The organism is Rhodanobacter sp. L36, from assembly GCF_009765755.1.
In the GTDB taxonomy this organism is placed as follows: Bacteria; Pseudomonadota; Gammaproteobacteria; order Xanthomonadales; family Rhodanobacteraceae; genus Rhodanobacter.
Genome location: NZ_LMUV01000011.1, coordinates 90,268 through 113,277, shown reverse-complemented (window position 1 = coordinate 113,277; position 23,010 = coordinate 90,268). Strand labels below are relative to the sequence as shown.

At 61.2% G+C, this 23,010-nt stretch carries 19 protein-coding genes and 1 pseudogene; 6 read left to right on the top strand and 14 right to left on the bottom strand.

From position 1 onward, the window contains the following. Positions 1 to 25: 25 nt before the first annotated feature. Positions 26 to 469: a thioesterase family protein gene (locus GSQ73_RS10145; protein WP_158886363.1), complete on the top strand. Its 444-nt coding sequence runs from the start codon at positions 26 to 28 to the stop codon at positions 467 to 469. A 111-nt stretch (positions 470 to 580) separates the two neighbouring features. On the opposite strand, the gene GSQ73_RS10140 is transcribed toward GSQ73_RS10145, so the two are convergent. After that, positions 581 to 3,508, bottom strand: a complete 2,928-nt coding sequence (locus tag GSQ73_RS10140) for a TonB-dependent receptor (RefSeq protein WP_158883643.1) — start codon at positions 3,506 to 3,508, stop codon at positions 581 to 583. 158 nt (positions 3,509 to 3,666) lie between these two features. Next, positions 3,667 to 3,852: a hypothetical protein gene (locus GSQ73_RS10135; protein ID WP_158883641.1), complete on the bottom strand. Its 186-nt coding sequence runs from the start codon at positions 3,850 to 3,852 to the stop codon at positions 3,667 to 3,669. Positions 3,853 to 3,889: 37 nt separating this feature from the next. Here GSQ73_RS10135 and GSQ73_RS10130 point away from each other — a divergent pair, with 37 nt between their 5' ends. The 3 genes from GSQ73_RS10130 to GSQ73_RS10120 all read left to right on the top strand — a co-directional run bounded on the left by GSQ73_RS10130 (position 3,890) and on the right by GSQ73_RS10120 (position 7,577). Continuing rightward, positions 3,890 to 5,260: an alpha-L-fucosidase gene (locus GSQ73_RS10130; RefSeq protein ID WP_158883639.1), complete on the top strand. Its 1,371-nt coding sequence runs from the start codon at positions 3,890 to 3,892 to the stop codon at positions 5,258 to 5,260. A 71-nt stretch (positions 5,261 to 5,331) separates the two neighbouring features. Further along, positions 5,332 to 6,801: a DUF4139 domain-containing protein gene (locus GSQ73_RS10125; protein ID WP_158883637.1), complete on the top strand. Its 1,470-nt coding sequence runs from the start codon at positions 5,332 to 5,334 to the stop codon at positions 6,799 to 6,801. A 20-nt stretch (positions 6,802 to 6,821) separates the two neighbouring features. Further along, positions 6,822 to 7,577 (top strand): enoyl-CoA hydratase/isomerase family protein, encoded by a 756-nt coding sequence (locus GSQ73_RS10120; RefSeq protein ID WP_158883635.1) that lies wholly within the window; start codon positions 6,822 to 6,824, stop codon positions 7,575 to 7,577. 24 nt (positions 7,578 to 7,601) lie between these two features. On the opposite strand, the gene GSQ73_RS10115 is transcribed toward GSQ73_RS10120, so the two are convergent. From GSQ73_RS10115 to GSQ73_RS10095, 4 genes and pseudogenes are all read right to left on the bottom strand, one after another. Next, on the bottom strand, positions 7,602 to 9,704 hold the full coding sequence (locus GSQ73_RS10115; RefSeq protein ID WP_158883633.1) for a TIM-barrel domain-containing protein: 2,103 nt from the start codon (positions 9,702 to 9,704) through the stop codon (positions 7,602 to 7,604). Positions 9,705 to 9,830: 126 nt separating this feature from the next. Next, complete coding sequence (locus tag GSQ73_RS10110; RefSeq protein WP_158883631.1) at positions 9,831 to 10,682, bottom strand: sulfurtransferase; 852 nt, start codon at positions 10,680 to 10,682, stop codon at positions 9,831 to 9,833. After that, a pseudogene (locus tag GSQ73_RS10105) lies at positions 10,679 to 11,460 on the bottom strand (CoA pyrophosphatase). The gene GSQ73_RS10110 and the pseudogene GSQ73_RS10105 overlap by 4 nt, the downstream one beginning before the upstream one ends. Before the next feature lie 27 nt (positions 11,461 to 11,487). Then, the gene (locus GSQ73_RS10095) at positions 11,488 to 12,231 is read right to left on the bottom strand and encodes an FKBP-type peptidyl-prolyl cis-trans isomerase (RefSeq protein WP_158883627.1); all 744 of its coding nucleotides are present in this window, start codon (positions 12,229 to 12,231) and stop codon (positions 11,488 to 11,490) included. Positions 12,232 to 12,397: 166 nt separating this feature from the next. Between GSQ73_RS10095 and GSQ73_RS10090 the strand changes: the two genes are divergently transcribed. After that, a complete protein-coding gene (locus tag GSQ73_RS10090) occupies positions 12,398 to 13,180 on the top strand; it encodes an enoyl-CoA hydratase-related protein (RefSeq protein ID WP_158883625.1) in 783 nt (260 codons plus the stop codon). Positions 13,181 to 13,189: 9 nt separating this feature from the next. Here GSQ73_RS10090 and GSQ73_RS10085 read toward each other — a convergent pair whose 3' ends face one another. The 5 genes from GSQ73_RS10085 to GSQ73_RS10065 all read right to left on the bottom strand — a co-directional run bounded on the left by GSQ73_RS10085 (position 13,190) and on the right by GSQ73_RS10065 (position 19,658). After that, positions 13,190 to 14,092, bottom strand: coding sequence for a DUF1684 domain-containing protein (locus GSQ73_RS10085; protein ID WP_158883623.1), 903 nt, complete (start codon positions 14,090 to 14,092; stop codon positions 13,190 to 13,192). Positions 14,093 to 14,126: 34 nt separating this feature from the next. Continuing rightward, positions 14,127 to 15,935 (bottom strand): DNA mismatch repair endonuclease MutL, encoded by a 1,809-nt coding sequence (gene mutL, locus GSQ73_RS10080; RefSeq protein ID WP_158883621.1) that lies wholly within the window; start codon positions 15,933 to 15,935, stop codon positions 14,127 to 14,129. A gap of 36 nt (positions 15,936 to 15,971) precedes the next feature. Next, positions 15,972 to 17,516 (bottom strand): N-acetylmuramoyl-L-alanine amidase, encoded by a 1,545-nt coding sequence (locus GSQ73_RS10075; protein ID WP_254063373.1) that lies wholly within the window; start codon positions 17,514 to 17,516, stop codon positions 15,972 to 15,974. A gap of 179 nt (positions 17,517 to 17,695) precedes the next feature. After that, positions 17,696 to 18,175: a tRNA (adenosine(37)-N6)-threonylcarbamoyltransferase complex ATPase subunit type 1 TsaE gene (tsaE, locus tag GSQ73_RS10070; RefSeq protein WP_158883617.1), complete on the bottom strand. Its 480-nt coding sequence runs from the start codon at positions 18,173 to 18,175 to the stop codon at positions 17,696 to 17,698. After that, positions 18,168 to 19,658 carry an NAD(P)H-hydrate dehydratase gene (locus tag GSQ73_RS10065; RefSeq protein ID WP_158883615.1) on the bottom strand — a complete coding sequence of 497 codons (1,491 nt, stop codon included), beginning with the start codon at positions 19,656 to 19,658 and terminating at the stop codon, positions 18,168 to 18,170. Before GSQ73_RS10065 ends, tsaE begins: the two co-directional genes overlap by 8 nt. A gap of 14 nt (positions 19,659 to 19,672) precedes the next feature. On the opposite strand from GSQ73_RS10065, the gene queG reads away from it, so the two are divergent. Then, positions 19,673 to 20,770 (top strand): tRNA epoxyqueuosine(34) reductase QueG, encoded by a 1,098-nt coding sequence (gene queG / locus GSQ73_RS10060; protein ID WP_158883613.1) that lies wholly within the window; start codon positions 19,673 to 19,675, stop codon positions 20,768 to 20,770. A 10-nt stretch (positions 20,771 to 20,780) separates the two neighbouring features. Here queG and panD read toward each other — a convergent pair whose 3' ends face one another. The 3 genes from panD to panB form a co-directional block, all read right to left on the bottom strand. Further along, positions 20,781 to 21,176 carry an aspartate 1-decarboxylase gene (gene panD, locus GSQ73_RS10055; protein ID WP_158883611.1) on the bottom strand — a complete coding sequence of 132 codons (396 nt, stop codon included), beginning with the start codon at positions 21,174 to 21,176 and terminating at the stop codon, positions 20,781 to 20,783. Between the two features lie 100 nt (positions 21,177 to 21,276). Continuing rightward, on the bottom strand, positions 21,277 to 22,122 hold the full coding sequence (gene panC / locus GSQ73_RS10050; RefSeq protein WP_158883609.1) for a pantoate--beta-alanine ligase: 846 nt from the start codon (positions 22,120 to 22,122) through the stop codon (positions 21,277 to 21,279). A 13-nt stretch (positions 22,123 to 22,135) separates the two neighbouring features. After that, the gene (panB, locus tag GSQ73_RS10045) at positions 22,136 to 22,966 is read right to left on the bottom strand and encodes a 3-methyl-2-oxobutanoate hydroxymethyltransferase (protein WP_158883607.1); all 831 of its coding nucleotides are present in this window, start codon (positions 22,964 to 22,966) and stop codon (positions 22,136 to 22,138) included. Between the last annotated feature and the right edge of the window lie 44 nt (positions 22,967 to 23,010).

Below are 23,010 nucleotides of genomic sequence, written 5' to 3'. Positions count from 1 at the left end.
CGACGGGGCGTTGCTCGAACAGCGTGTGTCGATCGCGGATGCCGTGATCGACACCATCGCCAAACCACTCTTTGTTGCCTCACTGAGCGTGCGCTGGCGCGATCTCGACGCGTTCAACCACGTCAACAATTCCAACTTCCTGACCTACCTGGAAGAGTCGCGTCTGCAGTGGCTGAGTCATGTGCCTGGCCCGTGGTTCGACGAAAATTCGATGCCCGTGCTTGCCGCCAGCCAGATCAATTATCGCCAGCCGATCGCGTGGCCCGCTTCGCTGCATGTCGAGTTGCGCTGCGAACGTCTGGGCAGCAGCTCGATGACCGTCGCGCATCGCATCGTGGATGCATCCGATGCAAGTTGCCTCTACAGCGACGGGCACGTGGTGATGGTTTGGATGAATCCAGCGACAGGAAAGCCGGTGCCTTTGCCCGCAGCCATTCGTGAAGCCGCGAGCCATTCCGCAATCACATAGTTGAATAGAACGACCCACGCAGCACACGAGCAGCTACAACACCTCTTTGCGCGATCCAAAAAAACGGGGCCGGTGAGGGCCGGCCCCGATCCACAGACGCTGATCCGCAGATCAGTCGAGCTTGTAGTCCAGCGTGACCTGGATTTCCCGACCCACGTAATTGGCGTTGTTCAAGGTGGAGATGAACTCGAACCCGCCGGCGTAGTAAGGAATCTGGCCGATGTTGTTGAAGATGTTGGTAACCCCCAGGCTGACCTTGGTGCGGTCATCGAAGCGATAGCCGATGTTGGTGCTCCATGTGATCCACGCCGGTGTGTGGCCGAGATAGACCACGCAATCCGGATCACCCTTGTCCGGCTGTATGCCATTGGGCAACCGGTTGCAGCCGTTGAAGTTGGGCGCACGAACCTGCCCGGTGCGGTCGCCGTACAGGGTCACGTCCCATTTTCCACCGCGCCAGTTGACCGTTCCGCGAACCTTGCTTGCCGCGTGCTGGTAGCGAGTGTTCAACAGAGGATCCGAGGCCAGCGTCCGCTCCTTGTAGGTCAGGTTGTCGGTGTAGTCGATGCTGAGGTTGAAGTTGCCCCAGTTGGCGGTATGTAGCCCATAGGCCAGGTTGGCATCGATGCCGGTCACGATGAGCAGAGATTCGTTGATCGGTCCGCTGTACACCGCCGTGATATTTCCATTCGCGTCGCGCTTTACGTCTCCAACGACGCTCTGGCAGTAAGCCGATCCCGGCGAATGAGCAATATAGTCATCGACGTAGTTGCCATCCGAGTCGAAGCTGTGACCGGTACGACAACCCGCTTCATCCTTCAACACGGTCGATTGATCGACGTTCTGGATGCCGTTGTTGATGCCGATGCGCCAGTAGTCGGCGGACAGCGACAAACCATCCACGCCCGGCACCTGCCACGCAAAACCGTAGGTCCATGATTTACCGGTTTCGTTGTTCAGCGTCGGGCCGCCGGCCAGATATGAGCTGAAATACGTGCTGTGCTGAGTGGCCTGACAGATCTTGTCGCCGGTCTGGATGCAGTTGTAGTAGTCGGAATAGATGCCGACCTGCGACACCGATGGGTTCTTGTAGATGTACTGCATGTCCGGCGCGTGGAAGTTGGTGCCGTATGTGCCGCGCAGCAACAAGCCATCGTAGGGACGATATTCCAGCGAACTGCCCCACGTACGGGCCACGTCCGCGGCGCTGGCATCGCGATATTTGTCGAGTCGGCCGGATAGCGTCCACGTGAGGTTGGACAGCAAGGGAATGCGCAGTTCCGATCCGAGCGACACGCGATTACGCGTGCCGCCACCGGTGATGTAATCCTGGAAGGGATCACCGAAACTGGTGGTGTTGCCGCGGGGATCAGGCGACAACTTGAAGCCCTGGTGCACCGCTTCCAGCACGGCAGCAAAGCCGACCGGGCCTGCCCAAGTCTTGAACAGCTCGTCGGTATTGACGTTCAACGTGGCTTGATCCATCCAGCTCGCAGCACTGTTCTCGCCTACCACGCCAAACGTGTGGTACTGCGCTGGTGTGATTGGATTCCAGAAATTGCCCGAATTGAGCGCGTAAACCGGCAACGTGTTGCCACCGACCGTCGTAGTGCCGAGTTGCGGGCCAAAGAAGAAATCGAACATGCCCTGTTCGTTGAGGCCGGTATAACGCTCATGCACGATGTACTTGTTGCTGCCGACCATCAGGTCCCAGTTGAAGCGGTTATCCAGGAAGGTGCCGCGCAAACCGGTGCGAAGATCCCAGTTCTGCTCCTTGTCATGCGTATTGCCATAGCTGCCGAGTTCCTGCGGCGTCAACTGACGAAAATAGTTGGTGATCGTCTGTCCGCTGGTCTGATCGTAAAAACCATTCGGCAAGCCGCCCATCGGATACAGAAATGGCAGCTCGGTGTTGGACGTACCCAGCGTGTCCCATAGTCCGATGGAGCCGTAGGCCTGAATGTTGTTGCTGAAATCGTATTCGCCTGAAATGAAGGCGTCCTTGCTGTCACTGCCTGGCGTCAGTACCCAGTTGGAAAAATATTTCTGTGTGCAATACGGGCCGTGATCCGTGACGTCATTCGTGTTGACGGTATGCCCCGTCGTGCTGACCGTCTTGGATTCGCGCTGCGTGAAGTTGTCGCCGAACTGGCCGCAAGCGCCAGCCGGTGGCGCAATGAAATTGCCGTCTGCGTTGTTGAGCGCCAAGCCATCGTAAGTGTTCCAGCCGAACAGTCTGGCGTTCTGATCGAACGCACCGTAACCCGCGTCGTCCTCGGAGTCCGTGTATGGACGATCGCGTCCGAACAAACCACTGCGATGCGAACGCTCAAGGTTGTAGACGATGTGCCAGTTGTCACCGGACTTGCCGCCGACGAGATTAAAATCGCCGTAGTCACGTCCGCCGCGCGTCGCGCCGCCGAGCGTCATCTGCACGTCGTCGCCCTGATATTCCTTTTTCAGAATGATATTGACCACGCCTGCGATGGCATCCGAGCCGTAGAGCGATGACGCGCCCGTCGCGAGGATTTCGATGCGGTCGATCATGCCCGTCGGAATGTTGTTGTAGTTCTGGAAATTGGTGCTGGCGCCTTTCGCTTGCGGATAGTCGCTGACCCTATGGCCATCGACCAGCAACAGGCTGCGACCCGAACCAAGATTGCGCAGATTGAGCTGTCGCGCATTCACCGAACTGCTACCCCACGTGGGTGCAGTCTCGGCAACACCGGTTTGCGTGATCGAGTTCATCAACTCGTATACCGTGGTGAAACCTTCCTGCTTGATTTGCGCACCTGTAATGGTAACGACGGGCGCGGGCCCTTCGACTTCCACACGTGGGATGAGCGAGCCGGTAACGACAACCTTTTCCAGCGTCGTTGCCTTCTTCGAGTTGTCCGGCGACGCGGACGGCGCATTCGTCGGTGTTGTGTCCTGCGGTCCGCCGGATGTCGCGGCCGCCTGCGCAAAAACGGATGGTGCAAATAGCGTTAGCGCCAGCGAGCTGGCCAGCAACGTGCGGCGCAAGAACGTGTGATTCATGACTCTCTCCCCAGTGAGTAATGTGATGACTTGGGCCCCCGTCCAAGTTGATCCATGACGACGCCCCATCTCACATGTCCGAACAGAGAAATGTCCGTCGGAAGAGGAGTTAAGATGTCGTATTAGATCGATCTATACGGTAATGCCGGAGCTTTGTCTTAAGCAACATTGCGTTGCAGCATGAGGCCTGCCAAGGGGTTGGCGAGGCGCAAGGCGCGGGAAACGGCTAGCGGGTTGGCAGGCCAATGAACTTTTTGGTGCCAAACAAAGAATTGCACCTCGCTCCAATCATCCGTTTTCGGACGCTCTTCAAAGCGCAAGAACGAGGCGATGCTGGTGTTCAAACTTCCATACTTCCACGCGGTGAACAGAGGATTTGAAATGAGCCGAACATTTCGAAACAGCATCCGCGTGATGGGCTTCAGCCTCGCCGTTCTCATGAGCCCGCTGGCACAAAGCGAAAGCGTCGCAGACGTACAACCGTCGCCACAGCAGTCGCATTGGCAGGATCTGGAATTCGGCGTCATCGTGCATTTCGGCACGAATACTTTTCTCGATCGCGAATGGGGCGACGGCAAGGCGGATCCGAAAGTCTTCGATCCCGACCAGGTAAATCCCGATCAGTGGGTGAGCGCGAGTCGCGCTGCGGGTGCGCGATACATGGTGCTGGTGGCGAAGCACCATGATGGTTTCGCGTTGTGGCCGACCGAGCAGAGCAACTATTCGGTGAAGAGCAGCCCATGGCTCGGCGGCAAAGGTGACCTCGTGAAACTGGTGTCGGATGCCGCGCGGAAACAGGGTATGGAGTTCGGCATCTATCTTTCGCCGTGGGATCGCCACGAGCCGCGCTACGCCGATACCACTGCCTACGACACCTATTACATGGCGCAGATGGACGAGTTGGTGACCGGCTACGGTCCGCTGGTCGAATGGTGGCTCGATGGCGCCGGCAGTGCCGGACACATTTACAACTTCGGAAAATATCTCGAAGAGCTGCGCACCTACCAATCGAACGCGATGGTGTTCGCGGACGTTGGTCTGCTAGAGCACGCCGACCTTCGCTGGGTGGGCCAGGAAGACGGCCACATCAAGGGCGAAAACTGGAACGTGATCGACCGCAACGGTTATCTGCGCTGGCGGCCGGTCGAGGTGGATACACCGCTGCACAAGCTGCACTGGTTCTGGCACCCGCACGACGAAAGCACGCTGAAAAGCGTGAACGAACTGATCGACATCTGGGAGCACAGCGTCGGCCTCGGCGGACAGTTGATGCTTGGCATCGCACCTGATCGACACGGCCTGCTGCCGCAAGCCGACGTCGCCCGACTCAAGGCATTCGGAGATGCCTTGCAGGCGCGTTACGGCACGCCACACAACCTTGCACTTGAACACTCCGCTACCGACGCGAATACCAAGCTCGCGCTCGATGGCGATCGCGATACTTTCTGGTCCGCACCCGAGAACTCACACAGCGCAGTGCTTGAACTCGACTTCGATCAGCCCAGGCATTTCGATCGCGTACTCAGCATGGAATGGCTCGATGCAGGCCAGCAGATACGCAAATACGCCATCGAGATATGGAACGGCGACCATTGGAAAACCGTGGCGCATGCCGAAGCGATCGGCCACATGAAGATCGATGTGTTTACTGCCGTGACGGCACAGCGCGTGCGCCTGCATATTCTCTCCAGCGTGGGTACGGCGCGCATCCGCGAGTTGCAGATATTCGATGTGAAGACAGCCGTGCATTGACGCAATCGGCACACGGCAAATCTTTCGCATCGCTATGATGGTGGTCCGTTCCTGCCGATGGAGTTCGCCCGATGACGACGTCACGTCGCACCGCCCTTGCTCTCGCTGTCTGCGGCATCACACTCGGTGCCGCAACAACATTGCAAGCCGCTGACCAGGCCGAACTCACGCTGTATCGCAGCGACAATGCCGCGATGTATGCGAGCAGCAGCGATGGCAACGTCAGCGATGGCTATGCCGTCGTGCGCGAGCAGCGTTCGCTTGTTCTCGCAGCCGGTCGCCATGCCGTCGTGATCGGCGACTTGCCCGCATTCCTCGATCCCGAAGCGCTTGCGTTGAGTTTTCCCGGCAATGATGCCAGCGTGCTTTCGCAACGACTTCTGTTGGCGCAAGGACAGAACGCCGCCTTGACCGGACTCACCGGCCGCAGCGTCAACGTGCTCGGCAGTGGCGGCCAGTCGCTGGCGAACGGCACCTTGCTGCGTGCAGGTGACGGCCTCCTCGTACGCGATGCGGCAGGCCACACCACGCTGGTGCGCGACTTCGCAGCCGTACAGACAAGCGATGGCGAATTTCCGACCGGCTCCAGCCTCAGTCTGCAAGTGGACGCCACACGCGGCGGTCAGGCCAGCGCGGTGCTCAGCTATCCGACTTCCGGCCTGGGCTGGCGCGCGGCTTATGTCGCGACGCTGCAAACAGGCGCAACGTGCCGCATGCAATTTGAATCGCGCGCGAGCATTGCCAATCGCAGTGGACGCGATTGGCGTGCGATACAACTGACCCTGATCGCCGGCGAACCGAACATGGCCAAGCCATCGGCACCGCGTCCGATGATGGCGATGGGACGAATCCTTGGCGGCAAGATGAGTGCGAATGATCTTCCGCAACAGAACAGCGTCGGCGACTACCGCAGCTATACCCTGCCCGCCGCCGTTGATCTTCCGGATGGGAGCGTCAGCCAAGTGCCGTTGTATGCGTCGCGCGCGATGGATTGCGAACGCACTGCGTTGTTCGAGATCGGCAACAGCTTCCAGTCCGAACAGCCGATGACCGGCAACGATTTCAACCAGGACGGTGGCGGCCCTATCGTCAGCACGCTCAAGCTGAAAGCCTTCGACAGCCTGCCGGCCGGTTACCTGCGTGTACTCACGGCAGATCGCCACGGCACGCCGCAATTCATCGGCGAAGGACGCATCAACGACACACCCAAAGGCAGCGATGCGACGATCACGCTGGGTACCGCGTTCGATCTGCGCGCAACACGCTCGCGCACGGCGTTCAAGGTAGACAACGCCGGCCGCAGCATGGACGAGTCGTTCCGCATCAACCTGACCAATGCCGGCGACGGCAGCCGCACCATCACCGTGCGCGAGCATCCCAACCGCTGGAGACAATGGACACTGATTTCGTCCAGCAGCAAGCCGAATGAGCAGACGCCTGACACGCTGGCGTTCCGCATCGACGTGCCAGCGCATGGTGCGGTGACGCTCGACTACGCAGTGCGCTACGTCTGGGCCGCCAACGACCATCCACAGCCCTGACCTCCACCGGGAAATCGAACATGCTCAACCTGACCGATCACGACAACATCCGCGAAATCCAGCTGGCGCGCCCGCCGGTCAACGCGTTGAATATCGAACTGTTGCGCGGCCTGCGTTCCGCCATTGACGATGCCGTGCGTGATGGCGCGCGCGGCATCGTGTTGTCCGGCGCGCAAGGCCTGTTCTCCGCCGGCGTGGATGTTCCTGCGTTGCTCGCTCTCGATCGCGATGGTGTGCGCGAGTACTGGCGTGAATTCTTCGCGCTGTGCACGACGCTGGCGCGTGCGCCGATTCCGCTCGTAGCCGCGATTACCGGACACAGCCCGGCCGGCGGCGCCGTGCTCGCGCTGTTCTGCGATTACCGGGTGATGGCCGAAGGTCCATATCGCATCGGGCTGAACGAAGTACAGGTCGGGCTGATCGTGCCCGACGTGATCCAGCTCGCGCTGCGTCGCGTGGTCGGCGCGCATCGCGCCGAACGTTTGCTTGTATCGGGCAGCATGATCGATGCCGCGCAAGCGCTTGCCTGCCATTTCGTCGATGAACTCACCGGCGTCGATCAGGTCACCACGCGCGCGTTGCACTGGTTGGGCGAACTCCTTGCGCTGCCTCCGCGAGCCATGCTGGCCACGCGCGACATCGCACGCGCCGATCTCGCCGCTGCCTACGCCGATCCGGAAAAACTGCCGATCGAGAGTTTCGTCGATACATTTTTCCATCCGGAAACGCAGGCCGTCTTGCAGCAGATGGTCGCGCGACTCAAGAAGAAAACCTGAGCCGCCCAACGCGTTCGATTCGCTTCAATGCGATGAACGCAGATTGACCACGACGTGTTTCTCGTCGCCCTTGCCGATATACACGCCGTCATTGGTCACGACCTGCACCACGATGTCGCGTTGATGATGCGTTCGGTTTCCTCGCGTTTCAGCGATGCGTAGAACTACCTGATCTTTTTTCCTTTCGGCGACATAAGTCGTGAGGCGATAGTCGCCCTTCCGATAGCCGTAGCCGTCGCCGGCATCTTCGTAAAGCTCGCCGCGCGCCTGGCCTTTTGAATCGAGCGAGACCAGCAGTGTCAACGGATCGAGCGACTCCTCGGTGGAGTTCTGCACGACCCGCCCCAGCGGCACGATCGCGCCACCGCGCAATTTGAGCGTTGCCTGGTGCGCGTCCTCGCGATCGTGGTCGACGAGGGAAATGGTGCGCCAGATACCTTGCGGCAGCGCAGGCTTTTTCGCCCACGCCGGAACTACCAGCAAATCGCCACCCAGCAGAAATGCTTCCTGCTCGCTGCGTAGACGCAGATCGCGTGGATCGGCAAAGAACACCGGTTGCATCACCGGCGTCCCATCGACCGATGCGCGGTGGAACAACGTGTAGAGGTAAGGCAGCAGACGATAGCGGCGTTCGATCGCGATGCGCGCGGTATTTTCGACCATGGGCCCGAAGGCCCACGGCTCCTTCTGCTGCGACGCCTTGGTCGTGTGCGCACGCGAGAACGGATAGAACGCGCCGATGGCGATCCAGTTCGCCCAGAGATCCGGGGTCGTCTCGCCACTGAATCCGCCGATATCCGCGCCACTGAAAGGCTGTCCGGAAAGGCCCAGGTTGATCGACATCGGTATCGACGTCTTGAGGTCGGTCCAGGTCGACGTGTTGTCGCCCGTCCACGTCGCTGCATATCGCTGGCCGCCGATGAAGTTCGCGCGGGTCAGCACGAACGGACGCTTGTCCGGGTTCGCCGCCTGGATGCCGTCGCGCGTGGCGCGCGTCATCAGCATGCCGTACACGTTGTGATATTGCAGATGCGGGCCGGGCGCGAGATCACCGCCGCCGCGGTGCCAGTTGTCGTCGGGCATGGACATGCTTGGCACCTTGAATACGGACGGCTCGTTCATGTCGTTCCACACGCCGTCGATGCCCTCGGCCATGTAGTTCGCGTAGAGCGCCGACCACCATTGACGCGTCTGAGGCCGGGTGAAATCCGGATAGGACACAAGCCCGGGCCACACCTCGCCGTGATAGTCCTTGCCGTATGCGTCCTTCACCCACACGTCGCGTGCGGTGCCGCTGTCGTAGATGGCATAACCGGGATCGAACTTCACGCCGGGGTCGATCATCCACACGCTGTGAAAACCGCGCGCATGCAAGTCGCGATTGAGTTTTTCCGGATCGGGAAAACCTTTCGGATCGAACGTGAAAACCCGGAAGCCATCCATGTAATCGATGTCCATCCAGATTACGTCGGCAGGAATGCGACGCTTGCGAAATTCATCGGCAATTTCGAGCACGCGCTTGTCGGGCGTGTATGACCATCTCGATTGCTGGTAGCCGAGCGCCCAGCGCGGAGGCAACGGCATTTTTCCGGTCAGCTCCGCCAAGCCCTGCAATACGAGTTGCGGCGACAACCGATCGATCACGATCACCGGCATCGGCGGCCCACTCGAATCGAACTCGATGGTGTTGCCGGTCTTCAACGCGGCGCGCCAGGTCGAGTCGAACAACACGCCGAACGCCGTGCCATCCGCGCGCACGCCCAGCACCCAGGGATGCGACTGATACAACTGTCGGCCGCCGTCGAGCTGGTATTCGAAGTTGTCGGTATTCCACAGCGTAATCGCGCTGCCATTGCGGCGCAGCGGGCCAGTGACTTCGCCGGTGCCGTAAAGGTCTGTGTTTTCGGGAACGACCAGCGTGACGTGCGTACCTGTTCCGTCGCTTCCAAATCGCGGACGCAGCGACCATGACGACGCGATCGATCCTCCTTGCGTAGGCGTTTTCACTAGTGCCAGCGATGTCGGATAGCGCTGCATGCCGGCCGGCAGGAAGGCCACGATGCCGTCGCCGATGCGCTCGGCGCGCATCGATGGCACGCTGCTTGAAGCTGTAACTGTCGTGGCCATCAGGACACCTGCGACCTGCAAAAGGCACAACATAGCGGCGCTTTGTGACAGCAGCTTCATTCCCGCCATTCTCCGCACGTTGAACACTTCGACGTTACCGCGACGAACACGACCACGCGTCGTGCGTCAGCTCTCACCCGTTGCGATCGGCCGCATTGGGTCGCTCACCCAGCCGCTCCAGGACGGCGCATACAGTCGCGAGCCATGAAGCCCGGCATGCTCCATCGCCAGCAGGTTGTGGCATGCGGTCACGCCGGAGCCGCACATGTGCACGACCTGCGACGATTCGGTGGCACCGAGAATCTTCGAGAACTCTTCGTGTAATTGCGTCGCTGACTTGAAACGTCCCTGGCTGTCGAGGTTGTCGGCAAAGGGACGATTCAACGCACCCGGCACGTGGCCGGCGGCGCGATCCAGTGGTTCGACATCACCGCGATAACGCGGCGCGGCACGCGCGTCGAGCAGCTGCCCGGCGAGTCGAATCTTGTCGTGATCGATCAGCACTTCATCGGCGTTGTAGCGCAACGAAACCTGCGTCGGTGTTCTTCCCGCGGCTTCACCCTGCTCCGCCGAATGGCCGTCCGAAAGCCAAGCGGCATATCCGCCGTCCAGCACGGCAACGTGTTGCACGCCGGCCAGACGCAGCAGCCACCACAGACGCGCGGCTGCCAGCGCACCGCCGTTCGCGTCGTAGCTGACGACCTGCAAACCTGCGTGCCATCCCCATCGGGCCAACACCGCGCTGAGCGCCGACTCGAGCGGCAACGGGTGACGGCCCAACCCTTCCGATTGGCGCGACAGATCGGAGAGATCGCGGTCGAGACTGGCAAACACCGCGCCCGGGATATGGCCTTCCATATAGTCGCGATGGCCCTTATCCGGATCGGCCAGATCGAACCGGCAATCCACGATCAGCACATCCGATGGCGGCAACGTGGCAAGCGTCGTTGCGTCGATCAGGGTGGTTTGCAAGCTCATGCGTAACCCATCCTCTGCAGAAGATTGAAGAGCATTGCGGCCGTTGCGCCCCAGATGCGGTGACCGCCGTGAACGAACTCCACCATCGCGCGTCGGTGACCACGCAATTCCATCGTGTATCGCCGCAGGTTGGCCGCATCCAGAAAAAATGCCAGCGGCACTTCAAAGACTTCGGCTACTTCGTCCGGCGCCGGATACAGGCGTGCATCCGCAGCGATGCGCGCCACCACCGGCGTGATGCTGTAGCCGCTGATGGTTTCAAAACAATCGAGAAAACCCAGCGGCGTCACCAGCGTGCGATCGAGATGGATTTCCTCTTCGCTTTCGCGCAACGCGGTGGTGATCGCGTCACCGTCGTCGGGATCGACGCGTCCACCCGGAAACGCCACCTGCCCCGCGTGCGACTGCAAATGACCGGTGCGCACCGTGAGCACGAGCCGCGGCTCGACACCATCTCGCAACGCGATCAGCACAGCCGCCGGCTGGCGCTCGGCAGTGCCGAGCAACTCGGTCATTTCTTGGTGGTTCCATCCCGGTGGCGTTGGCGGCGACGAGAGTGGCCGAAGCGCACGGATGAGTTTTTCCATCACGACGTTCTGCGCGCAGGCAGTACCACGCTCATCACGTGCAGCCGTTCGGACTGGCTCATGCGACTCCATCGACCGATCTCCTCGCCGGTGCGCTGACAGCCCACGCAATAGCCGTGTTCGTCAAGGCGACAGAGGCCGATGCACGGGCTCAAAGGTAGTGACGGTGCGGATTCGGACTCGTTCTGCATGCCCGCTCATGCTAACACCGGCCTGCTTCAGGGTCGGTGCGGGTCGGCTTTGATGGCAAGCAGCTCGATCTCGAATACGAGTGCTTCGTTCGGCCCGATGCGTGGCAATGCGCCGGCTTCGCCATAGGCCAGGCGCGGCGGAATCACCACCTTCCACTTGTCGCCCACATGCATGCGTGGAATCACGTCCTGCCATCCGCGTATGACGCCGTTGACCGGAAAGGTGACCGGCGCGCCGTGCGCCCACGTGCTGTCGAATTCGGTGCCGTCGATCAACATGCCGCGATAGTTGACCGTGACCAGACTCGTCACCGCGGGGCTGTCTGCGCCGGCTCCTTTGGTCATCACGGCGTACTGGATACCGGATGGCAATTGCACCACGCCGGCTTGTTGCCGGTTGTGGGCCATGAACTCGATGCTCTTGCGCCCGTTGAGCATCGCGATGCGTTTGAATTCTGTCACGGCCTCGTTATGCAATTGCTGGTCGAGGCGCTGCAATTGCTGATGCATGTCCTGCATCGACACGGATGGATGGCGCTTGACGTAGGCGTCCTGGATCGCGCGCAGCAGCGTGGGGATATCCACGTCCGGCTTGCCATCGGAAAACTGGCTGCCGATCTGATAGCCGATGGCGTACGACAACTTCGCCTTGTCCGGCCGCGGCGATGGAGACGGCGATGCCGGGGGCGATAGTGGAGCGGCGATGTTCTGCGCGTACACGACGCCGCTCAGCAGCCACGTGCCAAGCAACACGCTACGCAGAATTTTCATGCCTTTCTCCATCGAGGTATTTTGCAGTCGCTGCGCGTATCGCGGCCACCCATCCTAAGCGGTAGATGACGTTCGCGCAGGTCCGGTCACTGCCGCATGAGAACCCGGTCGGCGGCAAAGGTTCCCGCTGGTAACATCGCCGTTTCGTTTTCATCGGGATTGGCACATGGCATATCGCAACCTGGAAATCGCCCATCGCGGCGCGATTCGCACCATCACGGTCCATCGCCCGGACAAGCTCAACGCGCTGAATCGCGAAACGCTCAATGAGCTGACCCTAGCCTTTGCGCAGGCCTCGCAGGACGACGACGTACGTGTAGTGGTGCTCGCGGGTTCCGGCGAAAAAGCGTTCGTCGCCGGCGCCGACATCGCCGAAATGAACGGCTATACCCCGGTGCAGGCGCAGGCATTTTCGCGTGCGGGCCAACGCTTGATGACGTCGATCGAACGCCTCGGAAAACCGGTGATCGCGCGCATCCAGGGCTTTGCACTCGGCGGCGGCATGGAACTGGCCATGGCCTGCCACCTTCGCGTCGCCAGCGAGAAAGCGACATTCGGCCAGCCGGAAATCAACCTCGGGTTGATTCCCGGATTCGGCGGTACGCAACGGCTGTTGCGTTTGGCCGGACGCGGCGCAGCACTCGAGCTGTGCCTTACCGGCGCGAATATTTCTGCACGACGCGCTTATGAACTCGGCATCGTTACGCGCGTGGTCGCTCCCGAATCGCTGGACGACGTGGTGAGCGCGCTGGCCGATCAACTCGCTGCAGCGGCGCCGCTCGCGGCCGCGGGAATTCTCGACGCCGTGTTGCAAGGTGGCGAGACGAGCATCGATCAAGGCCTGGAATTCGAGACGCAGGGTTTCGCGCTGGCGTTTTCCACCGACGACATGCGCGAAGGAACAACGGCTTTTCTCGAAAAACGAAAAGCCGTATTCCAGGGGCGCTGAAAAACGTGCCTAGTGATGCTCGCCGCGATACTTTTTTTCACCGGCGGTTACACGCAGATCCAGCCGGTTTTCGTGCGGCGCCAGCGGACATGTCGCAAACGGCGTGAATGCGCACGGCGGGTTGTAGGCCTTGTTGAAATCCAGATCGACCTTGCCGCCCTTCGGCGGATCGACGTAGAGAAAACGCGCCGCGCCATAGGTTTCCTTGCCGCTGGTGCGATCGGCGAACACGATGAAATACTGCTTGGCGCCGGGCTCCTCGATTACCGGCAGCAATTGAAAATGCTTGCCGTCGTGCGTGAATTCGAGCTTTCCCGCGACGGGATATTTGTCGATGGTGCCGATCACCGAACCCATCTCCAGCGTTTCGCCCGGCGTTGCCGGCATCCAGTTCGCCTGCACGTGCCAGGTCGGATCGATTGGAAAATAGTCGATGCCCAGAAAATGCTTGCGGCTGTCTGCGCTGCTGTCCTTGACGCGCAGCCCCTTGCGACCATCGCGATCGATCGCATAGAAGCTGGCGCTGCCGAAACTCACGGTAGTCGGCGAAGCGTCGCCAGCTTTCATGTCGTCGATCAACGTCGCCTCATTCAACGGCTTGCCATCGATCAGCGCGCCGTTGCCGGCAGCGAGGACGATATGCATCGCGCCGTCCTTGCCCAAGGTGATCACACCGAGATGCGCCGGCCCGGCTTTCAGCACGATGTCGTTGTCGGCTGCACTGCCAACACTATTGCTGCCTTCCTTCAACCATTCCAGCCCGATCAGGCTCAGCCATCCGTCGGGCGCGGTGAGTCCCGCAACGCGCTCGGTGCGGGATGTTTCGATGCTCTGTCGATAAGTATCGACGTCGTTGGCGTGCACGGTGGCGACTCCCAGAACGGTGGCGGCAATGAACAGGCTGATGCGCATCTGATTCTCTCGCGAACGAATAAGGCGCGACGCGTCAGCGTCCACGCATGAACAACTTGTCCAGCTCGGCCAGATTCAGTTGTACCCATGTTGGCCGTCCGTGATTGCATTGACCGGAACGCTCGGTCGCTTCCATGTCGCGCAGCAGCGCGTTCATTTCCGGAATCGTCAGCCGTCGCCCTGCGCGTACCGAGCCATGGCACGCCATGGTCGACAGCAGTTCGTTTTCCACCTCCTGCAGACGTCTTGAACTCCCATGCTGTGCAAGTTCCGACAACACGTCGCGACTGAGCTGCGCGACATCGGCACCTTCCAGCAACGCGGGTATGCGCCGCACGACGATAGTGGAGGGACCGCTTCGCGACAGTTCCAGTCCCCATTCGGCCAGTGCGTCGGCGTGCTCCTCCGCGGCCGCCGCTTCCTTCGCGCTGACCGCGATGGAGAGCGGCACCAGCAGCATCTGCGAACGCAGGTTGCTACTGACCCGAGCCGATTTCAGTCTCTCGTAGGTAATGCGTTCGTGCGCTGCGTGCATGTCGACCAGCACCAACCCTTGCGCATTTTCCGCCAGCACGAAAATGCTCTTGAGCTGCGCGATGGCAAAACCCAGCGGCGGCGTTTCGCCCTCTTCCTTCGCGGCCATCGGCGATTGAAATGATTGCTGCGTCGATCCGGATTCGCCGAGCAACGCAGCGTAATCGGCAAGCGGCGCATCACGCACACCAAGATTCAGACGGCTCTGATCGAACGATCCGGACCATGCGCCCGCGACAGGAGCAGAAACCGCATAAGCCACATCCAGCGATGCGCGCGCGTCTGCCACGGAAAGAATGTTTTGCCCGGCACGCGTTTGCGCCAGCACTTCATGCAAGGTGCGAAACAGGAAATCGTGCACCAGCCGCTGCTCGCGGAAACGCACCTCGTGCTTGGCCGGATGAACGTTCACATCCACGCCCGACGGATCAAGTTGAAGGTGCAGGACAAACACGGCATGGCGGCCATGAAACAACACGTCCGCATACGCCTGGCGCACCGCATGCGCCACGATGCGATCGCGCACCAGCCGTCCGTTGACGTAGAAATATTGCGCGTCGGCCTGCGCGCGCGATGCCGTCGGCAACCCGACCCAACCCGAAAGACGCAGGCCGGCCATGGCGTGATCGATGTGCAGGCTCTGAGCGGGAAAGTCCTCGCCGAGCACTTCGGCTACGCGTTGAAGTTCAGCATGCTCATCACGCGCGGCTTTCCAGATGCGCACCGGCTTGCCGTTGTGACTAAGTCGAAATTCGACCTCGCTGCGCGCGAGCGCCAAAGACTTCAGCAGATCATCGATATGCGCAAATTCGGTACGTTCGGCACGCATGAATTTCCGCCGCGCCGGCACGTTGTAGAACAGATCGCGTACTTCCACGCTGGTGCCCTGCGGATGCTGCGCGGGACGCGCCGATCGAAGAGTTCCACCATCGACTTCGATGCGGAATGCGGCGTCGTTTCCGTGTGCGCGCGAGACGAGCGCAAAGCGCGACACCGACGACACCGACGCAAGCGCCTCTCCGCGAAAACCCATGCTGGCGACGTGCTCCAGATCGTCGAAGCTGCCGATCTTGCTCGTGGCATGCGAGGCGACTGCCAGGGGCAATTCATCCACGCCGATACCGACACCGTCATCGCGTACGCGTATCAACCGCGCGCCACCGGCCTCGATATCGACGTCTATTCGACGCGCTCCTGCATCGAGGCTGTTCTCGACGAGTTCCTTGACCACGGAAGACGGCCGTTCGATAACCTCGCCGGCGGCAATCTGGTTGATGAGTTCAGGAGGAAGCAGGCGGATGGAAGGCATCCGCGAACTTTAACAGCGAACGCTCGCTGCGACTTCTCAGCCGGCCGGAATCGTCAGCACCGCGCCGGCGTGTACGGCTTCGGTATCGAGTTGGTTGGCATTTTTGAGCGCGCCCACGCTGATGCCATATTGCCGCGCGATGCTGCGCAGGCTTTCGCCGCGACCCACGCGATGCAGATCGCGCACACCAGCATCGGCCGGCGGCGACATATTGCTGGCCAACGTGACGTGGCTGGTCATCGCGGGCTTCACTACGCTCTGCTGGACGATTGCCACTCTGCGCGGCGAAACGTCGACGCCATTGCGGCGCGCAGCGTCGGCCGCAAACCATGTGCCCGGCGGAGGCGTGGATTCGAAATAGTTTTTCACGCCGGCCATGACCGCTTCGGCGAGTTGCTTCTGGTGATCCGGATCGCGCAGCTTGCGCTCTTCGGCCGGATTACTGATGAAGGCCGTCTCCACAAGGATCGAAGGCACGTCGGGCGAGCGCAGCACCACGAAATTGGCGCGCTCGACGTAGCCGCGATGGGTCGGACCCAGTTGACCAAGCGCCTTGAGCACATTGCCAGCCACCACTTCGCTCGCCTGCATTGCCCAACCTTGCTGCAGATCCATCAGAACTTTGGCGAGTGCATCGTTTTTGTCATCCAGCGTGACGCCGCCGATCAGATCCACCCTGTTCTGTCCGTCCGCCAGCCAGCGCGCAGCGGTACTTGTTTTGCCGCGCGGCGACAGCACCCAGACGGATGACCCGCGAGCGTCGTCGCTGGTGAACGAGTCGGCATGGATCGCCACGAACAGATCGGCGTTGTTCTCGCGCGCGATGTTGTAACGCTGCGCCAGGGGAATGAAGAAATCTCCATCACGCGTCAGCACGGCCTTCATGCCGGGCTGGCGATTGATCTGCGCCGCGAGACTGCGGGCTACCGCCAGCGTGACGTTCTTTTCCAGCGTGCCATCCGGGCCGTGCGCACCCTGATCCTTGCCGCCATGACCCGCATCGATTGCGACGATCACCTGGCGTTGTCCATCGAGCATGGCCGCAGCCTGCTCGGTCGCCACCCTGCTGCTGTGCGTAGTTCTGACGTGGCCGGCATGGCTGATCACCGGCTCGGCGGCCACACTGACCGGCGCTGAGTCGCTGTCATCGTCAACTTGAGCAACGGGTTTGGCCGAAGAATCGCCTTTGCCGGGATACAGATCGAGTACCAGTCGATAATCGCTGCCTGCGGCGGGCGCCAGCACGAAGCTCTTCAGCCGGATGTTGGAATTGATCTTGGCCTTGATCTGCAGATGGTTGCCCATACGCGAATGGCTCATGCCGCGGTACAGGCCCTGCGCCGTCGGATCGGAGAAGCTTTCGAGCACACGGCTATTGGCAAGGTCGACCACGAACTGGCCGCTCTGCTGGTTGATCGTGTATTTCAGCGGGCCGGAAGCGACGATCACCACGCGGGTGTATTCGGGCCCGGCCCAGACCCTGGCGTTCTTCAGATCCGCCGCGCGAACCGGGCAGCCGACGACCGCGAGCAGAAGCGCTGCGGCGACAAAACCATACAAGCTGATCAGGGATCTACTCATGCGGCGCATTGAAGCGCACTCATTCGGGGAATGCAATACTGTTTTCCCTTGAATATCCATGACCTGCAAGGCATTCGTCAGGTTATATCCAGTTACCGCCTGTAACTGCCATCCAGCAAGGCCAAGTTGGACCGCCGAGCCCAGTCGTCAGTTTTTCCATTTCAGGCAGGCACTTAGCCTTACGGAATGTGCAGACGGTGCAGCAGACGATCACCTCGCACCGTGGCGGCGCTCAGTTGCGCGCGACGCCCGTCTCCGCTGTATTCCATCCGGAAGTGGATATCAGCCATCGGCAATGCGCCCGCGCCGCGTTCAGGCCATTCGACCAGGACCAGTGCGGACTCTTCGGAAAGGGCATCCAGTCCCAGCCATTCCAGCTCGCCGGGATCGGCGATGCGGTAAAGATCCAGATGCCATGCCGGGCGACCATCGATCTCGTAGCCTTCGATCAGGCTGTAGGTTGGACTCTTGATGCGCTCCCCTGCCCCGAGGTCCGTCAGCAAGGCACGGGCGAAACTGGTTTTACCCGCGCCGAGCGGGCCGTGCAGGTAGATCACCATGCCGCCGTCCAGCGCCATGGCCAACCGCTGGGCGAATGCGCCCGTAGCCGCTTCATCGGACAGAGCCAAAAATCCTTCGAACGCGTTGCTTTCAGCCATGGTCGTCCGCCACGCCGTTGACCAGCACCCGCAATGGCGCGAGCAGATCGCTGGCCAGCAACCCGCGTTCTCCGTTTCGCGCGGCCACGTCACCAGCGCGCGCATGCAGGCTCACACCAAGGCATGCCGCTTCCCATGGCGGACAACCTTGCGCCAGCAGGGCGGCAACGACGCCGGTCAGCAGATCTCCCATGCCACCGGAGGCCATGCCGGGGTTTCCCCACGGACAGACGTCCAGACGTCCATTTGGATCGGCAATCAAACTGCCCGAACCTTTCAGAACGACGACCGCCGAGTATTTTTTCGCCAGCTCGCGCGCAGCGGCGAAGCGATCTTTTTCGATATCGACCGTCTTCTTTCCGAGCAAACGCGCTGCCTCGCCGGGATGCGGTGTCAGCACCGTCGGCGAAGAGAAAACCCGAGGATTCTTTGCAAGCAGGTTGAGCCCATCCGCATCTAGCACCAGCGACTTTGACGCATCCAGCGCCATTGACCAGAGCGCCTTGCTCCACGCGGAATCGCCAAGCCCCGGACCCAACGCCAGTACGGTGGCGCGCTTCAGCATGCTTTCAAGCGCGCTGGCATCCTCGACCGCATGCGCCATCAACTCAGGGCGCGCGGCGTTCATCGACGCGATGTGCGAAGCGCGCGTGGCGACGCTGACCAGGCCTGCGCCAACTCGCAAGGCCGATTCGCCCGCAAGCCTTGCCGCGCCGGCCATGCCGTGGTCGCCGCCGATCACCAGCACATGGCCGTTGTTGCCTTTGTTGGCATAGCGCGCGCGCGGCGGCAGCGATTCGGCGACAAGCAGCGCTGCGTCCGGCTGCAGGCTCGGCCGACTGCTTTCCGGTACGCCGAGCGTCGCCAGTTCGATCTCGCCTGCGTGATCAGCTGCTCGTCCGGTATGCAGACCACGCTTGTCCGCGATGAAGGTGATGGTGGCATCTGCGCGTATTGCTGTTCCGGCGCAATCACCGGTGTCGGCGTTCAATCCGGATGGCACGTCCAAAGCGAACGTCGGCTGCTTGCTGGCATTGATCCGTTCAATCAGGGAAGCGATGGACGGATCGGGAGCGCGATTGAGTCCGATGCCATAGAGCGCATCCACATGAAGGTCTGCATCGGATAAATCAACTTGCTCGCCCCAAAGTAAAATCTCGCCGCCATTGGACGTCCATTCGTCGCGAGCATGCGTTGCATCGCCACCAGATAAGGTCGTTGTCGCCATCACGCTCACGCGCAGGCCCGTTTCACGCAACAGCACGGCCAGTAGAAATCCATCGCCGCCGTTGTTGCCAGGACCACAATAGACGCCGATGCGGTTCGCCTGCGGCCAGCGTCGGCGCAAGTCATTAAGTGCTGCGCGCGCCGCGCGGCGCATGAGGTCCGGTCCGGAAATTTCAAGTGTCGCGCGCGCCTCACTTTCAAGCGTGCGCATCTGCTCAACGGTGTACAGGCCGCGACGGTGTGAATGATTGTGCATGCCGAATTATAGGCATGCACAACATCTACAATGAGTGGATGCCTGCCGTCGATGACCAACACACCCACGACTACGCCGCGCTCGCCCGCGACATCAAACGCTGGGCTGCCGAACTGGGTTTCGCGGACACCGGCATCAGCGGCACCGATCTTGGCGGCGACGAACGCCATCTCGAACACTGGCTCGAAAGCGGGCATCACGGCGAAATGGAATACATGGCACGACATGGCGCCAAACGCAGCCGCCCCGCCGAGTTGGAACCCGGCACGCAGCGCGTCATTTCGGTGCGCATGGATTACATCCCGCCCGGCACGTCCAATGCCTGGGATGTCTTGGCAGATGGCGAAACAGGCTACGTTGCGCGTTACGCGCTCGGCCGCGACTATCACAAGCTCATGCGAAACCGGCTGCAGCAATTGGCCGGGCGCATCCATGATGTGGTCGGCGATTTCGGGTATCGCGCCTATGTCGATTCTGCGCCTGTGCTGGAAAAGGCCCTCGCGCGCAACGCCGGACTCGGCTGGATCGGCAAGCATACGGTGCTGATCAATCGCCGCGCCGGCTCATATTTTTTTCTCGGCGAGCTTTATACCGATCTGCCCTTGCCGGTGGACGAGCCGGCCAGCGCGCACTGCGGCAGTTGCAATCGGTGCATCGAAATCTGTCCGACGCAGGCGATCCTCGGCCCGTATCGGCTGGACGCACGCCGATGCATTTCCTATCTGACGATCGAGCTCAAGGGCAGCATTCCGGAAGAACTTCGCGCGCCGATGGGCAATCGCATTTTCGGTTGCGATGATTGCCAGCTGATCTGCCCATGGAACAAGTTTGCGCAAGCCACGGCTGAGCCGGATTTCGCACCTCGCCATCGTCTCGATGGCGCCAAACTGGTCGAACTGTTCGGCTGGGGCGAGCAGGAATTCCTCAAACGCACGGAAGGCATGGCGATCCGCCGTACCGGTTATGAAGGATGGCTACGCAATATCGCGGTGGCGTTGGGAAATGCACCGCCTTCTGCTGTTGCGCGCGATGCATTGAATGCTCGCGCCAACGATGCCTCGTCGATCGTGCGCGAACACGTGACATGGGCGCTGTCGCGTCAGCATCGCTGACGCCTCGCATTTACGCAGCGACAGCGGCCGCCATCTGTTTCGGGATCGAGCGATTGGTGTGGCTGATGCGATTGCCTTCACCGATGTAGACCAGCGTCGGCTGGAATTTCTCCAGCTCCGCTTCGCTGAACTGGGCGAACGCGGCGATGATCACCAGATCACCCGGCTGCGCGCGATGGGCTGCGCTGCCGTTCACCGAAATGATGCCCGAGCCTTCTTCCGCACGCAGCGCGTACGTCACGAAACGCTTGCCGTTGTTGATGTTCCAGGCGTGGATCTGCTCGTACTCGCGGATGCCCGACGCGTCCAGCAGCAAGCCGTCGATCGCGATCGAGCCTTCGTAGTGAAGTTCAGCATGCGTCACGGTGGCGCGGTGGATTTTTGCCTTGAGCATATTCAGGTGCATGACGTTCTTTCCCGCAGGGACGGCCTGCAAAGGCGGCGATTATCGAACCGTAGACGCTGCGCCGCAACATCCGCGTATTCGGGCACGATATAGGGGCCGCTCAGCCGAACAGCAAGTTGTCGATGAGGCGTGTGTTGCCCATGCGCGCGGCAATCAGCGCGATCAGCCCGTCATTCTGGCCGTCCGCTGGCTCCGCCAAGTCTTCGGCGCGACGAATCACCGCATAGTCCGGGGCGAATCCCGCCCGAAGCAGTCGTGCCGTGGCCATCTGCTCGATGGCGCGCCAAGCGTGTCCCTTGCCAACCAAGTCGCGCATCTTATTCAGGGTGTCGTGGATCAGCGGTGCGCGCGCGCGTTCCTCGGCGGACAAATACTGGTTGCGCGAACTGAGCGCGAGGCCGTCGTCCGCACGCAAGGTGGGTGCGGACATGACCTTCACCGGAAGCGACAGATCGCGCACCATGCGCTCGATCACCTTGAGCTGTTGGAAATCCTTCTGCCCGAAAATCGCGATGTCCGGCTGCACCAGGTTGAAAAGTTTGCAAACCACCGTGGCGACGCCATCGAAATGCGTCGGTCGATGCGCGCCTTCCAGTGTGTCGGTGATCTGTGGCACGCGCAGGCTGACGCTCTGGTCCGCGCCAAAGGGATAGATCGTTGCCACCTCCGGCGCAAACAACAGGTCGCAGCCTTCGTCGGTCAATGCCGTCTGGTCCTGCAGCAACGTGCGCGGATAGCGCTCGAAATCCTCGTTGGGACCGAACTGCGTGGGATTGACGAACACGCTGGCAACCACGCGTTCCGTTCGCGCGCGCGCCAGCTTGATCAACGACTGATGACCCGCATGCAGATTGCCCATGGTCGGCACGAAGCCGACCGTCTCGCCCTTGGAGCGCCAGCCGCGAATCGCGGCGCGCAGCGCGGGTACGTCCTGAACGGTTTGCATGGCTGGCTCGCGATTACTTGAAGCTGTGTTCGGGTGCCGGAAATGCGCCACTGCGCACTTCATCGGCGTAAGCGGCAATGGCCGCAGCGACAGAGTCGCGGCCGGCGAGAAAATCCTTGCTAAATTTCGGCCGCTTGCCAGGCGTGATGCCGAGCATGTCGTGGATCACGAGCACTTGGCCGTCGCAATCGGGGCCGGCGCCGATACCGATCACCGGTATGGACATCGCGGCGGTGACCCGCTTGCCCAGCGATGACGGCACGCCTTCGAGCACCAGCAAATCCGCGCCCGCTGCCTGAACCTCTTGTGCTTCAGCCAGCACGCGATCGGCATCGGCCTGCTCGCGACCCTGGATGCGAAAACCGCCAAACTTGTGCACCGATTGCGGCGTAAGGCCGAGATGCGCGCACACCGGAATGGCGCGCACGGTGAGTGCCGAGATCGCATCCAGAACGTGCGGCGCAGCGCCTTCGATCTTCACCATCGCCGCGCCGGCTTCGCCCACCAGTCTCGCGCCCGCTTCCAGCACATGACTCAAATCGCGATCGGCCATGAACGGCAGATCCGCGATGAGCATGGCAGTCGACAGTCCGCGAGCTACGGCGGACGTGTGATAGACCATGTGATCCAGTGTTACCGGCAACGTGCTGCGATGTCCCTGGATCACCATACCCAGCGAATCGCCCACGAGCGCAACGTCCACGCCAGCCGCATCGAGCTGCCAGGCAAAGCTCGCGTCGTAGGCCGTGAGCATGACGATGCGCTGTCCCTGCGCTTTCATCACATGCAAACCGGGAACGGTCACCGGCTTGCGTTCGGGGGCACTGGCGTTCTGCACGTACACGGCGATTCCTGGTGCATGGAGGAAGATGCGAACGCCCATTATCC